The following is a 13,760-nucleotide window of genomic DNA, read 5'->3' as shown; positions in this document are numbered from 1 at the left end:
GGTCACATCCTGTCCGCTACTCCTGCAATGGTGGTCGCGTGGCAGACAGAAGAACCCATGACGCCAGATCCGGTCCGGTGCAGGCGATCGGCCCTGACCTGGTGCAGTGGCAGCGGGGCACCGGCACCCGGATCGAGCAGGCCGCACCACCGTGGCCGATGGACGCGCGGCGGCCGGCCCTGACCTGGAATCGTGATTTCGATGGGAACGACAGCACTGTGACAGCAGACGAGCAGGAACAGATCCGGAATCGGGCAAGCGCCCAAGGCAGCGGCGGCAGGACACCCTGCCAGGAGACCAGCGCCATGGGGGGCCTGCACACATCGCCAGGGGTCAGCTGCACGCGCCCACCGGGCAAGGGGCCGGTGGGGCAGATTTCGGAGGCATGACCCGATGAGCTTCCTCGCCACCCGGGCACTCAACCGCGCCACGCTCGCCCGGCAACTGTTGCTCGATCGCGCCGACCTCCCCGTCCTCGGCGCCGTCGCACACCTCGGCGGTCTACAAGCGCAAGAACCCCAGGAACCGTTCGTCGGGCTGTGGTCGCGGCTGGGCCGGTTCGACCCCGCAACGCTCTCGAACCTGCTCACCCAGCGGAACGTGGTACGGATGCACCTCATGCGCCGTACCGTCCATCTGGTCACCGCGGACGATGCCTTGGCCTGGCGCGCACGACATGACGGCATGCTGCGTCAACGGGTGCTCGGCACCTATCGCCGTGAACTCGACGGCGTGGACCTCGACGAACTCACCGTGGCCGGCCTGGAGGTCATGGCCGACGAAGAACCCCGTTCGATGTCCCAGCTCGCCAGGGCGCTCGGCGAGCGTTGGCCAGACCCGGGACCGCGGGCACTGGGCGAATTGCTGATCGCAGCCCTCCTCCCGACGACACAACTGCCGCCGCGCGGGCTGTGGCGTACCAAAGGGGGAGCGCGGTACGCACTGCTCTCCTCATGGCTGGGGCGAAGCATCGACCCAGCGGCCCCGCCGGGCACCGACCCGGTCGGTGAAGCGCTGGTGCGGCGCTATCTGACCGCGTTCGGTCCCGCCGCATCGGCTGATCTGCGTGCCTGGTGCGGTCTGACCGGACTCCCGAAAGCGATCGCCGCGATGCGCGAACACCTGGTCAGCTTCCGCGATGAGCGGGGTCGCGAGCTGCTGGACCTCCCTGACCTCCCGCGCCCCGACCCCGACACCCCCGCGCCGGTACGGTTCCTCCCCGCCTTCGACAACGCGATCCTGGGCTATCACGATCGCAGCCGGATCATCGACGACGCCCATCGCGGCCTGTCCGTCGCCGGCGAGCGCGTCGTCCTGGTCGACGGCCGGGTCTCCGCGACGTGGGGCGTCGACGACGACACCGTGGTTGTCACTCCACTGCGCCCCTTCTCACGGACGGATCGCGCCGGCGTCGCCGAACAGGGCGGTGAACTGGCGTCGTTCCTCTCCGACAACGAGAGCGATCGCGTGCGGATCGCCGCATCTCCGCGATGAGCGAACTGTCGACCGGTCTTCGCTGCATCAAGCCGTCTCGACTGGTGTGGTTTCTGACAGCGCCCCGAAATGCACTCCTGGATACCATGCCCGAGGAAGCCGGGGTGTCCGTACGAGGGGTGCTTGACTACGCCGTATGAACCTCGCGCGAACGTTTCCTCCTGGTACGGAACTACTGACGAGCTGGAGCCGTCGCCGTGCGGGCCGTTGTCCTTTCGTCCGACGGGAGGGATCGTCTTGAGTGTGGCTGACAGGCGCTCAGAGCCGGATCGGCTCCAGCCGACGTGGCAACCGCCCCCTTTTGATCCCGAGCTGAGCGCCGCATTGACGGCTTGGGGCAACGAGGGACGGGAACCGGTCACCCCGGAGAACCTCGCGACCCGACAGCAGCAGGACGCTGCGACCAGGCCCAGGCCCACAGTTCCGGAACTCAGCGCCGACGGCCTGTTCAAGGTGGACGAACTGTTTGTGCCGGGAGAATCGGGCCGGCCCGACGTCGCACTCGTCTGCGCTCGCCCCACCGGGGCCACCGGACGATTGCCGGTGCTGTACTACATGCACGGCGGCGGAATGGTGATGGGCAATGCTTGGTCCGTCCTTCCGCAAGTGCTGCACGAATGGGCCGGTGCGCTGGAGTTGGCCGTCGTCTCCGTCGAATACCGACTGGCACCGCAGGCGCGCTACCCCGAGCCGATCGAGGACTGCTACGCCGGGTTGAGCTGGGTGGCCGCGCACGCGATCGAGTTGCGCGTCGACGCTGACCGCATCATCGTCGGTGGAAAGAGTGCCGGCGGTGGGCTCGCCGCGGCGCTCGCCCTCCTCACCCGTGACCGGGGCGGGCCCGCACCGATCGGGCAGCTGCTTCTGTGCCCGATGCTCGACGACCGCAACAACACCTTCTCCAGCCACCAGATGGCCGGCGTCGACACCTGGGACCGCACCTCCAACGCAACCGCGTGGCAGGCATTGCTCGGCGACCGGTGCGGCGCCCCGGACCTACCGCCGTACGCGGCTCCCGCCCGCGCCACGGATCTGTCCGGGCTTCCCCCGGCCTACATCGACGTCGGATCGGCCGAGACCTTCAGGGACGAGGACGTGGCCTATGCCCAGGCGATCTGGCAGGCCGGCGGCCAAGCCGAACTGCACGTATGGCCGGGCGCGTTCCACGGGTTCGACACCTTCGTACCAGGAGCGGCACTCAGTCGGGACGCCCGCAACGCCCGGTTGCGCTGGCTCCGACGTCTCCTCGCCCAGTCCCACGCCGGGAGTCGTGCGTCGATGGGGGAAGCGCTGTAGGCCGAACTCCCCTCGTGGTGACCTGCGAAGGCGGCACATGGGTTCATGCATGCGCCAGTCCGCCATCAGCGGGCCCTGTCTGATGACGGACTGGCGGTGTTACCGTCCTACGCTCTGTCCGAGGTCACACGGCGAGATAGCCGCCGTCGACGGGAATCGCCGCTCCGGTGACGAATGCCGAGCTGTCCGAAAGGAGCCAGGCCACGGCCTCGCCGACCTCGTTCGGCTGGGCGAATCTGCCGAGCAGGTGTCGCTGGCGGAGGCCGTCGAAGATTCCCGAGAAGCTGGGCTCCTCCGCGATGCGGGCGACCATGGGGGTTTCGACGATGCCCGGCAGTACGGCGTTGACACGGATGCCGTGCTGTCCGTAGTCGGCAGCGGCAGCACGGGTGAGGCCGATGACGCCGTGTTTCGCGGCCACGTACTCGCTCGCATTGGCAACGGCCACCTGCCCCAGAGCGGATGCCGTGTTGACGATGGATCCGCGGGTGCCCGACTCCAGCATGGCCGTGATCTGATACTTCAGAGAGTAGAAGACACCGGTCAGATCGACCCGGATCGCCCGGTCCCACTGCGCAGCGGTGAGCTGGTGGAGCGGCGTCGCGGCCTGCTCCACACCGGCGTTGTTGAATGCGCCGTCGAGTCTGCCGTATCGGTCGAGGGTCCTGGCCACCAGCGCCTCGGCCTCCTCCTCCACGGTGATGTCCGCACGCAGGAACGCGGCGTCTCCCCCCGCTTCCCGGATGGCCTCGGCCACTGCCTCGCCCGACTCACTGATGTCCGTGACCACGACCCGGGCACCCCTGCTGCCCAACAGCTTCGCGGTCTCGGCACCGATCCCGCCGCCGCCACCGGTCACGATGACTACCCGGTCCTTGATGTCCATGGCTCTGTGCTCCTCAAATCCGTTGGGAAATATCTCTGTCGAACCCAATGCAGGAACGTTTCAGCGATGGGGTGTTCTTCAACCCACCACCCGTGTCCGGTGACCGCCCGCCTGCGGTAAGCGCTCGCGTTCGGCCCGAGAACACGTACTCATGACGCCCTCCACTGACAGCCACACGCGTCCGATCCGTGCCGCAGGGCGCGGCCGGTGCGCATGGTCCTGCTCATCCGCTGAGCCCAAAGGTTTCGGAGAAGCGGCCGACCATCAGGTCCGCCCCCTTGTACTGGGCCGTCACTTCGGGCCCCAACAGTTCGCCGCCGGGCAGTTCCGTGGCACCGCCGGTGGGGCCCAACGGCAGCAGGATGGCGGCCGGACCGGGCTCGTACGACGTCAGCTCCTTACCGCCCCCGATCAGGGCGGTGATGTTTCCCGCGATCACTTCGGCGTGTTGCATGGCGGCCCCGGCTCGCTTGGGTTCGGCCACATCGGTGATGTCACCGAGGGCGAACACCGTGGTCTGGCCCTTCACCTGAAGGCTGGGCAGCACTTCGACACGGCCGCTGTCCAACCGGGCCGGGGCGAGCGAGCCCGCGAGGTAGGCGCTGGCGGGTGTGACTCCGTAGGCCCTGAACCAGACCTGCGCGCTCACCTCGGCGCCCGAACGGGTGGTGACGTCGAACGCCCCAGCCGTCCCGACCTCGGTCGGTGGCTCCTGGGCGAGCGAGTCGCCGAGCAGTAGTTCCACCCCGAGTTGGTCCAGTTGGCGCAGGATCTCTTCACGGAACGCATCGGAGTAGCCGCTCAGGATGCTCGGGGCCGGGTCGATGATGACGACCTGCTTCTGCGGCCATCGGGCCTTGATCTCCCCCGCGAACTCAAGGCCGACGGGCCCCGCTCCGAGAAGAAGGACCTTGTCCGCCGCGGTGAGCTGCTTCTGCGTGGCACCGAACTTCTCCAGGGAAGCCGAGGAGTCATCGAGGTCGCTCTTGGCGGGGAAGGGGTAGCTGGAGCCGGTGGCAAGGACGATGTAGTCGGCATCCAGCGCCTTGCCCGAGGCGAGCGAGACCGTCCCGGGCTCGACCCGGACCGCGCGGTCACGGACGACACGGCCCCGGCTGAGCAGATGGTCATAGGGCAGGAAGATCTGGGGGGCGAAGTCCGAGTCAACGGCGGCCCGGAGGGCGCCGACATTGTGCAGGAAGGCGTCCTTAGGCTCGACAAGGGTCACGTCGGCCACAGCATCCAGGGCCTTGGCCGCGGCGCTGCCGCCGTAGCCGCCGCCGACGATCACAACTTTGGGGGACATGGTCTCTCCAGTACGAGCATGAGAAGCGGTGTCGGATCGAAGCGATCCAGAAACCCTGCGGGCCCGGTCGGGGCAAGAAGTCCGGTGGGCCCGGTCGGGGCAGGTACACAGGCCCGGGTCGTCCCGGCGCATCGACCGCGCGCGTGCAGCGGCCGGGGCGGGGCGACGAGGGGGCGGGCGGCAGACCGCTGCCGGGTCCGAGACGCCCGGAGGGACCGGGGCGGCGGTACCGCATCACGTGACACAAGAACTCCAGGGTCAGGGCCTGTCGCTACGACACATGAAAACTGTACAACCGTTTACTTTTATTCCCCGGGCGCAGGGACCAGCCGTTTCTGCGGCTGATCCCGCCTCCGGGAAGTTTCGGATCCCAGGGCGGACAATCCTCCGTGCGCGTGCCGTCACAGGGCGCCGTCGAGCCGACCCGGCGGAGGCCAGCCCAGGCAGTGCGATCCCGCACTCGACAGCGACTGCCCCCGCAGCGGGCCCGGGGAACACCTTCGCGCCTCTGCGACACGTTGGTACGGGGAGGCCGGGTCAGGGACCGTCGGTCGTCTCCTGCGTACTCTGTGTCGTCTCCGGCGCGCTCTGCGGGTCCTGGCCGTCCCATCTCCAACCGGACGTCGCCAACAGGTAGCCCAGCTGGGCCCGACTGCTGCTCCCCAGCTGTTGTGACACCTTGCGTATGTGCTCGGAGACGCTGCGTCTACTCATGCCGAGCCTGCGCGCAATGGAGTCGTCGGTGTCACCGGAGACGACTGCCCGCAAGATCGCCTGTTGGACCTCCTGGGTGACCCGCGGTGGACGCGGCCTGCTCTCGCCGTGCACCGGGAGCGAACGGCTCCACGCGCTCTCGAAGAAGAGACAGATGAAGCGGACCATCCCGGGGTGACGTATCTCCAACGCGGCATCCGCACGCTGGTCGGAGACCGGGATATACGCCACCTCGCGATCCAGGACGATGAGCCGTTCGAAGACCTCCGCGAGAGTGCGCACCTCGGCGCCGGCCCGAGTGGTGGCATCGACGTAGGCCAGGGTCGGCTGATGGAGGCGGATGGTGTGCTGATAGATGGATCGCTGCCGCACGCCCCGCGCCAACATCCGCAGATCGCGGGCGATCGCCTCTTCCAGCACATCGGGCGGGCGGCCTCCGCCCGGCTGCGCGGTCATCACCTCGTGATGGACGTTGTTCACGGTCGCTTCGAGGGTCCTGCTGATCAGTGCCGCTCCGGTGAGGAGGGTAGCGCCCGGCATCTCGGAGCGCTGGGCTTCCGTGTACAACTCCCCAAAGCGGGCGAGTGCCGCCCGGGCGGACCGCAGGTTGCTGCGTTGCTCCGCGAACACATCCTCCAACGGCTGCAACGCGGCCGGCGCCGCGGTATCCGGCGGAACGGGGAGGACGGATCCCGGATCCCGTGGATCGTCTGCGAGCAGATGGAGTTGCCACAGACAGGACGGAGCGTCGATCCCGGGGAGCCGTCCTGCATCGAGTAGGCGCCGGTAGAAGTCCTGGGCGGGCCCACAGGCCCCTTGTGCGGTCGTTTTGCCACATCCACACGGTAATGGTGCAGATTGATTGTGCTTCACAAGTACGCAGATTACATGCGTACGCAGGCTCGACGCGGTGCGCAATGGCACCCCCGTAGCAGGATGCGAACCGTGCCCTTGAGGCGCCCGCACGGGCCATCACAACCCATGGGCGTCATCGCACCACCGTGACCTGGACCGGTGCGCAGGGCCGGGGCGAACGACATCGCAGCCGTTTCGCCACCATGAACTTCGTTGCACTCAGGGGGATTCAAGCGATGTCCGTACGCACACTCGTCCCGCCACAGCGACAGGCCCCGAATGCAGGACCGTTGACGGGCCCCGGGGACCATCCCGGACCGATCGACGGACCCACACCTCATTCCGATCCGTGCGCCGCAGCAGAGTCCGCATCGCATGCGGCCGGCCGACCACTGCCGTCCGTCGTGCTGCGCTCCACGGGCATTCCCGCTGCCGATCGATTCGACTACTGGCGCGACCTGATGAGCTCCACGCATGCCCCCATGGATCTCCGGAGTGACGACGCCTGCGACTTCCGGGCGCGCCAGCGGGTCATCGAACTCGGTGATGTGACGGTGTGGCCCGCCGCCTTCCCGCCGGTGGTCTTCCGACGGACGGCGCAGCACATCCGTCAGGCGGACCCCGAGAACTACCACGTGTCCTTGCTCCTGCGCGGTGAGGGCCACATCTTCTGGGGGCGCCAGGAGGTCAGCCGATACCCGTTCAGCTACCACACCAACGACACCTCGCGCCCCTACGAGATCGTCTCCGGCAAGCAGCGCATCCTCCTCATCGGTGTGGAGGTGCCGAAGGCGGTGCTGCCGTTGCCCCGCCACCGTGCCGAGCGTGCGATTGGACTGCCCATGTCGGGACGAGAGGGCATGGGGGCGCTACTGGCCCAGTTCCTCACCCAGTTCACCCGGAACCTCAACGACTATCGACTCAGTGACGCCCCGCGTCTCGGGGTAGTCCTCACCGACCTGGTGGCGGCGATGTTCGCGCATGCGCTGGAGTCGGAGAACCTCCTGCCGCCGGACACCCGGCAGCGTGCGCTCGTCCTACGGATCAAGGCGTTCATCCAACAGCACCTGGCGGACCCCCACCTCACTCCCACGCACATCGCCGCCGCCCACCACATCTCCGTAGGCCATCTGCATCGGCTGTTCCGAACCGAAGGCACCACCGTGGCCGCACTGATTCGTCGCAGCCGTCTGGAGAACGCCCGCGCGGACCTCGCGGACCCGATCTGCGCCGGGCAGCCGGTCCACACCATCGGAGCTCGTTGGGGAATGCCCCAGGCGTCGGAGTTCAGTCGCGCCTTCCGTGCCGCCTACGGCGTACCCCCTCGGGACTACCGTCACAACACACTCGGTGCGCCGGGTGCGTTCCTCAGCTCAGACGGTGAAGCGCCTACAGGAACGTAGGCGATCACCCAGGTGCGACCGAGCCGGCGCATGGCGGTGACCTGTGCTTCCTTCCGAGGTCGTGGGGCACGCAAGGCAGGACCGACACGATGGCGGCGAGCAGGGGCACATGCCTCCCGGGGCTGGCCCCGATTGAATCGGCTGTCAGTGGGGCGTGTTACCGTCCGCCGATCGTTTGATTGATGGGGGTAGCTTTGCGAAAGCTCGTGGGAACCGGTGTTGCGACGGCGCTGCTCGTCACCGGTGGTGTCGTGGGGGCGGGGACGGCCGTGGCGGCCGGGGATCCGACGTTCTACTTCGACCCGGTCCAGGACATGGCCCTGATGCCCGGTGTGGGCTGGGAGGAGTTGTCACCGCCGGCCACCGGCGGACAGCAGAGCGGGGAGGCGGACGGAACCTTCGTCTACGCCCTGAGCAAGAAGCCGCTCACGGATGCGCGCTGGTCCAGCGGCGGGGTGCCGACCGGGTTGAAGGTGGACCCGACGGCCGACTGCAAGGCGAAGACCGGGGTCACCGGTGTGTACCTGTGCAGTGTGAAGGGCTGGGGCGCCCCGGGGCCCAATGTCTCGGCGGCGAGCAGTGCCGCGAACGGTACGACGCTCTACTACGGCCTTGTCTACGTGCCGCGCGGGAAGAGCGTCGACGCGGGGATCAAGGAGGCGCAGACCGCCGGCTCGAAGGCCATCGGTCCGCGGCGTGCACATGCGACGGTCACGGCGAAGACCAAGGCACACGTCGCGAAGAACACCATGACCCTGTCGACGGCGACACTGCCGGCCGGTGGCTCCGTGCAGCACACGGTGAAGCTGCACGCGGTCGACAAGGGCGAACTCCAGTTGAGCCTGTCCCAGGCTCCGGGCTTCCGGCGCTGGGACGAGGGCGAGCTGAAGGTCAGCGTCGACGGCGTGAACGCGGCGGGCGCCACCGGCGCCGAGTGCGATCACTCGCTCGGGGAGCTGGGCTGGGGCAATGACATCCGTTGTACCGTCAAGAAGCCCGGCGACTACACGGTCACCTACGGGTTGAAGGCCGCTGCAACCGCTCCGGCATGGCGACTGCGGAACACCGCGGTCTACGAGGTGTACGGCTTCGGCACCGGAAACCCGCAGAAGGCGTCGGACTTCGCGGTGAGCAGTTCGATCCCGGTGACCGAGCGCTTCCGGGTCGTGGGCCGAGGCACGGACGGCGAGCTGTACGACTATCGCGGCACGGGCAAAGCCTCGAAGCCGTTCGCCTCGGTCGAGCTGGTCGGCAGCAGTGTGAACTGGAACCAGTACTCGGCGCTGACCCGGCTGGCTCCGGTGACCGTCCAGAGCAGCGGCCCCGGTGCAGTGGCACGGGACAAGAGCGGTGTGTTGTGGTTCTACCGGACGTCCGGTGACGGCGGCATCTTCAAGAGCCGGCTGAGGGTCGGCGGGGGTTGGAACGCCTTCACCTCTCTGACCGGTGCATCGGATCTGACCGGCGACAAGAAGGCCGATCTGCTGGCGCGGGACGCTAAGGGCGTGCTGTGGCTGTACCCGGGCACGGGAACCACCACGGCGCCGTTCGGTGCCAGGACCAAGGTGGGTACCGGCTGGAACATCTACAACTCGCTGGTGGGCGGCACCGACGTGACCGGTGACGGCACGGCAGATCTGCTGGGCCGGGACGCCAAGGGCGTGCTGTGGCTGTACCGGGGAACGGGAGTGGCGTCGAAGCCGCTCAGCGGTCGGGTGCAGGTCAGCACCGGCTGGCAGATTTACAACTCCTTGGTGGCACCGGGCGACCTGAACTCGGACCGCAAGGCGGACCTGGTCGCACGGGACGCCGCGGGTGCCATCTGGTTCTACAAGGGCACGGGTGACGCAGCGAAGCCGTACGCGGCCCGGGTGAAGGTCGCCTCCGGTTGGAAGAAGTACAACCTGCTCTTCTGACAGGCTCCGAACGTGGCTGACGGCCTCCGTCCTCAGTGGGACGCTGTTGGCGAATAGGGCCTGTCGCGTGACGTCGGCCTTCGAGACCCAGTTGTGGTCTCGAAGGCCGACGTTGCTGTTTGGGGTGGGTACGCGTGTCGATGAGGCCGCAGGTATCGGGAGACGTTCCGGTGGAGACCGTGCGGGTGGCACGGGCTGCGTTTCCGAAGGGCAGCCTGGCAATCAGGGTCCGGAACGAAGTGGGGGTGTTGTTCCAGGACCAGGACTTCGCCGATCTGTTCCCGGTGCGGGGCAAGAATGCCTGGTCACCAGGCCGGCTGGCTGTAGTGCTGGTGTTGCAGTTCGTGGAGAACCTGACGGACCGGCAGGCCGCCGAGGCGGTGCGGGCCCGTATCGACTGGAAGTACTCGCTCGGACTGGAACTCACCGACCCGGGCTTCGACTACTCGGTTCTCTCAGAGTTCAGGGACCGGCTGATCGGTGCGGACGGCGGCCGGGAGATCCTGGACGGTATTCTGGCCGCGGCCCGGCATCGGGGACTGATCACCGCCGCCGGCAGAGCGCGGACAGACTCCACGCACGTGCTGTCTGCGGTGCGTGAGCTGAACCAGTTGGAGCTGGTTGCGGAGAGTCTGCGGGCAGCCCTGAACGCGGTGGCCCGCGCCGAGCCGGACTGGCTGAGTGAGTGTGCCCGGCCGGAATGGTTCAGGCACTATGCCACCCGCGCCGAAGAATCCCGTTTCCCCAAGGACCGAACGAAGCGCACGCGCGTCTACGAGCGGATCGGCGCCGACGGCATGCACCTGTTGCGGAAGATCTGGGCGAACGGTGCTCCGCCAGGACTACGGACACTGCCCGAGGCGGAGATCCTGCGGCAGGTGTGGGCCAGCACTTCCACCTGGTCGACGGCGAGGTGGCTCGCCGAGGCCCAAAAGACCGTCCGCCGGGCGCCACGCGCCTGGCCACCCCGTATGACCCCGAGGCCCGCAACGGCGGGAAGAGGGACGTGTTCTGGGACGGCTACAAGGTCCATCTGACCGAGACCTGCGAGCTGGATACCGTCCGCTTGATCACCAACGTCGCCACCACGACCGGTGAGGTCAGCGATGACCGCATGGCCGCTGTCGTCCACCGTGCCCTCGCCGGACGGGACCTGCTGCCCGGCGAGCACTGGGTAGACACCGGCTATGCCAACGGTCCCGCGATGAGCGCAGCCCGCCAGGATCACGGCGTGGACCTGCACGGACCGCTCAAGGCCGTCACTTCCGCCCAGTCCAGAGGTGAAGCGGCCTTCGGACAGGATGCGTTCACCATCGACTGCGACCAGCAGCAGGTGACGTGTCCGGGCACTCACACCAGCACCGTGTGGCGTCAGGCCATGTCACAGCGAGGGACGCCGGTCATCCGCGTCCAGTTCTCCCCACGCGACTGCACCCCCTGCCCGCAGCGGCCTGACTGCATCAAATCGAAGCCCGGCAGCCGCAAGCTCATCCGCCGCGACCTCACCCTGCGGCCCCGCAACGAGTACGACACCATCCACCAGGCCCGGGCTCTCCAGCAGACCGATGACTGGAAGGCCCGTTACAAGATCCGCGCCGGGGTCGAGGGCACCATCTCCCAAGGCGTCCTCGCCCACGGCCTGCGCAGATCCCGCTACCGGGGCCTGGCCAAGACCAGCCTTCAGCACCAGCTCACCGGCGCGGCGATCAACCTCGTCCGCATCGACGCCCATCTCACCGGGACACCCCACGCCCGCACCCGCACCAGCCACCTGGCAGCACTTCGCCCCACCGAATGACATCGGTGGGGCGAAGCAAGGACCATTCGCCAACAGCGTCCCTCAGTGGGCGGGGGCCGTTGTGCTGCCGGAACGCCTACGTTCCCGCACCTCATGATCGGCGACCGGGCATCAGGCACCCAGACGTCCGCCAAGGGGGCGGTCCCGGTCCGAGGGGCGATCCACGCGCTACACCGCCGCTGGATCGGGTCCGCGAGCCCGGGCCGTACGGCTACCCGAGCCAAGGCACATGGTCACCGTGTGGTGGTAACGGCCGGTCCACGCACCCGACCGGTAGGCGCTCCGGCCGTGCGCAGCCCCCTCATTCAGGTGAATCGAATGGCCTGCCGGCATATCCGGCTGCATCCGGAAAAGGATCGTGTGGGCAGGGCGACGTCCTGATCCCCTATCCGTTCGCCGGGCTCTGAGGAGAGGACTGCACCCATGGTCACGAGGAAGATCCGCATGCCCGTCTGGGCGGTCACGGCCGTGGTGCTCCTCGGCGGCGCGGGTGTACCGACCGCGTTGTCTGCGCCTCCCGCCGTGGCACAGACCCGGGCTGTCCTCGCGCTACCACCTCAACAGAACATTCCCGAGCTGGAAGCAGGGGGCCCGGCCAGGAGGGTGGTGCTGCCGCCGGACCGACAGGTACGCCGCGGACCCGGCTACCTCGACGTGGAAGCGCCGCCGTACACCAGGATCGTCTCCCTGAACATCAACTGCGAGTCGCCGGGATGCACTTCGCGCGTCGCCCCGGACGGGCTGAGCGCGAGCGGGTACTTCCCGGCGAACCGGGTGACCTTCGCCCGCCCCATCACGATCGATCTCGCCGCCGACTACGACGCGCCCTACGAAGGGGGCTACTTCAACGGCTCCTTCACCCTGCTGGGCGAGACCCAGACGCTGACCGTCAGAATCCTGCCCGAGCCCGAAGAGTTCTGAGTCGGCGCTCTCCCACTTGCTGGGCTCGGCGGGGTAGTGGAACCCGGCCGAGCTCGCACCTCCACCGACCTCGCCCCGTCAGGGCCGTTGCGCGCCGCCACTCGGCAGCCGTCTCTCAGCTTGCCACCAACATCACCCACACCGGCCCGTTCGCGATATTCAGCGGATCGCCGTCCGGTGTGGTGAAAGTCGTTCCACCTCGCGCCGAGGCGCGCTTCCACTCCCCCGGAAATGCCCGCCCGTCCCGCAGGACCTCGGCGCTACCGGAGCCGACGGTCACGGTCAGCGGGGAGTTGTTGCCCATGAAGTCCTGGAATTGGGACTCCCTGATCTCCACCCGCTGGACGACGACAGTGGCCGCGGTCACCGCCGTACCGTCCGGCTCAACCGCCCGGCGACCGTCCATGGCGATCTGCCAACGGCCCCGATCGGCGGACCAGGTGAAGGTGAACCGAGCGCTGGGGAAACGCACGGTGCGTTCGGTCACCGCCTCACCGCCACCCGGCGGTGGGCCCGTACGGAACCCGGCCCGTTCCAGGGCCTTCGCCCCGGCCGTGTCCTTCTGGACCCGCTGCGGCCGTACGTACAGGTTGTAGGGGGCGGTCCGTTCCTGGTCGCGAACGAAGGCTCCCGCCGGGGCGCTACCGGGGGTCACGGGCCGCAACGGCGCAGCCTCGATCAGCGGCAGCAACTTCGACTGGGCCCCGGAGAACACCAGCGTCGGGTCCGGGAACTGCGCCAGAAGCTCAAGATCGGACTCCCGGGCACTCCGCACGGGTCCCACGGAGTCGGGGAGCCGAGTCGCGTACAGGGCCATGAGCCGGCTCAGCCCGGCCTCGACCTGCTCCGCGTAGACCACGTCCGCCGCGCCCAGCCCCGTCTGGGGACGGGCCTGCGGAGCGTTGTCGATCTTGACGGCGAGCACCGGCCCCGCCGAAGGGGTGGCGGATTCCTCGGGCGAGGTCCCCGAGTCATCGGAGCACGCGCCCAGCAGGGTGGCGAGCACCACCGCGAGCACGGTGCCGAGCGCGGCCTTCCGCTTCCTGACCGACCGTTCCATCTTCTGCACCCCCGGAGACGAGCGTGGGTCTCACCGTACGTGCGCTGGAGTCGTCCGACCTCCCGGGTGGTTCCTTCGGGTCAGCCGATATGCGTGGCGGGTGTCGGCTGT

9 protein-coding genes and 1 pseudogene are annotated in these 13,760 nt (G+C 68.3%); 6 read left to right on the top strand and 4 right to left on the bottom strand.

What is annotated here, in order from left to right; all coding sequences use genetic code 11:
* Positions 1 to 393: 393 nt before the first annotated feature.
* Positions 394 to 1,494, top strand: coding sequence for a winged helix DNA-binding domain-containing protein (locus tag OID54_RS35225; RefSeq protein WP_329026347.1), 1,101 nt, complete (start codon positions 394 to 396; stop codon positions 1,492 to 1,494).
* A 243-nt stretch (positions 1,495 to 1,737) separates the two neighbouring features.
* Positions 1,738 to 2,790 (top strand): alpha/beta hydrolase, encoded by a 1,053-nt coding sequence (locus OID54_RS35220; protein WP_329026346.1) that lies wholly within the window; start codon positions 1,738 to 1,740, stop codon positions 2,788 to 2,790.
* A 124-nt stretch (positions 2,791 to 2,914) separates the two neighbouring features.
* Here OID54_RS35220 and OID54_RS35215 read toward each other — a convergent pair whose 3' ends face one another.
* The 3 genes from OID54_RS35215 to OID54_RS35205 all read right to left on the bottom strand — a co-directional run bounded on the left by OID54_RS35215 (position 2,915) and on the right by OID54_RS35205 (position 6,344).
* Positions 2,915 to 3,676, bottom strand: a complete 762-nt coding sequence (locus tag OID54_RS35215; RefSeq protein ID WP_329026344.1) for an SDR family NAD(P)-dependent oxidoreductase — start codon at positions 3,674 to 3,676, stop codon at positions 2,915 to 2,917.
* A gap of 223 nt (positions 3,677 to 3,899) precedes the next feature.
* On the bottom strand, positions 3,900 to 4,982 hold the full coding sequence (locus OID54_RS35210) for an FAD-dependent oxidoreductase (RefSeq protein ID WP_329026342.1): 1,083 nt from the start codon (positions 4,980 to 4,982) through the stop codon (positions 3,900 to 3,902).
* A 537-nt stretch (positions 4,983 to 5,519) separates the two neighbouring features.
* Complete coding sequence (locus tag OID54_RS35205) at positions 5,520 to 6,344, bottom strand: LuxR C-terminal-related transcriptional regulator (protein ID WP_329026340.1); 825 nt, start codon at positions 6,342 to 6,344, stop codon at positions 5,520 to 5,522.
* Between the two features lie 599 nt (positions 6,345 to 6,943).
* Here OID54_RS35205 and OID54_RS35200 point away from each other — a divergent pair.
* From OID54_RS35200 to OID54_RS35185, 4 genes and pseudogenes are all read left to right on the top strand, one after another.
* Positions 6,944 to 7,954: a helix-turn-helix domain-containing protein gene (locus OID54_RS35200; RefSeq protein ID WP_443055822.1), complete on the top strand. Its 1,011-nt coding sequence runs from the start codon at positions 6,944 to 6,946 to the stop codon at positions 7,952 to 7,954.
* A 182-nt stretch (positions 7,955 to 8,136) separates the two neighbouring features.
* On the top strand, positions 8,137 to 9,870 hold the full coding sequence (locus OID54_RS35195) for an FG-GAP repeat domain-containing protein (RefSeq protein ID WP_329026338.1): 1,734 nt from the start codon (positions 8,137 to 8,139) through the stop codon (positions 9,868 to 9,870).
* A 134-nt stretch (positions 9,871 to 10,004) separates the two neighbouring features.
* Positions 10,005 to 11,668, top strand: a pseudogene (locus tag OID54_RS35190) (IS1182 family transposase).
* A 423-nt stretch (positions 11,669 to 12,091) separates the two neighbouring features.
* Positions 12,092 to 12,589 carry a hypothetical protein gene (locus tag OID54_RS35185; RefSeq protein ID WP_329026337.1) on the top strand — a complete coding sequence of 166 codons (498 nt, stop codon included), beginning with the start codon at positions 12,092 to 12,094 and terminating at the stop codon, positions 12,587 to 12,589.
* 115 nt (positions 12,590 to 12,704) lie between these two features.
* On the opposite strand, the gene OID54_RS35180 is transcribed toward OID54_RS35185, so the two are convergent.
* The gene (locus tag OID54_RS35180; RefSeq protein WP_329026334.1) at positions 12,705 to 13,649 is read right to left on the bottom strand and encodes a DUF3048 domain-containing protein; all 945 of its coding nucleotides are present in this window, start codon (positions 13,647 to 13,649) and stop codon (positions 12,705 to 12,707) included.
* Between the last annotated feature and the right edge of the window lie 111 nt (positions 13,650 to 13,760).

It is taken from the genome of Streptomyces sp. NBC_00690 (assembly GCF_036226685.1).
Taxonomy (GTDB): Bacteria; Actinomycetota; Actinomycetes; order Streptomycetales; family Streptomycetaceae; genus Streptomyces.
This window is presented reverse-complemented; position numbering and strand designations above follow the sequence as displayed.

What these genes read in the sequence shown, in the direction of transcription:
- OID54_RS35225 (WP_329026347.1), top strand. Translation starts at nt 394, where the DNA reads ATGAGCTTCCTCGCCACCCGGGCACTCAACCGCGCCACGCTCGCCCGG.
- OID54_RS35215 (WP_329026344.1), bottom strand. Translation starts at nt 3,676, where the DNA reads ATGGACATCAAGGACCGGGTAGTCATCGTGACCGGTGGCGGCGGCGGG.
- OID54_RS35210 (WP_329026342.1), bottom strand. Translation starts at nt 4,982, where the DNA reads ATGTCCCCCAAAGTTGTGATCGTCGGCGGCGGCTACGGCGGCAGCGCC.
- OID54_RS35195 (WP_329026338.1), top strand. Translation starts at nt 8,137, where the DNA reads ATGGGGGTAGCTTTGCGAAAGCTCGTGGGAACCGGTGTTGCGACGGCG.
- OID54_RS35185 (WP_329026337.1), top strand. Translation starts at nt 12,092, where the DNA reads ATGGTCACGAGGAAGATCCGCATGCCCGTCTGGGCGGTCACGGCCGTG.
- OID54_RS35180 (WP_329026334.1), bottom strand. Translation starts at nt 13,649, where the DNA reads ATGGAACGGTCGGTCAGGAAGCGGAAGGCCGCGCTCGGCACCGTGCTC.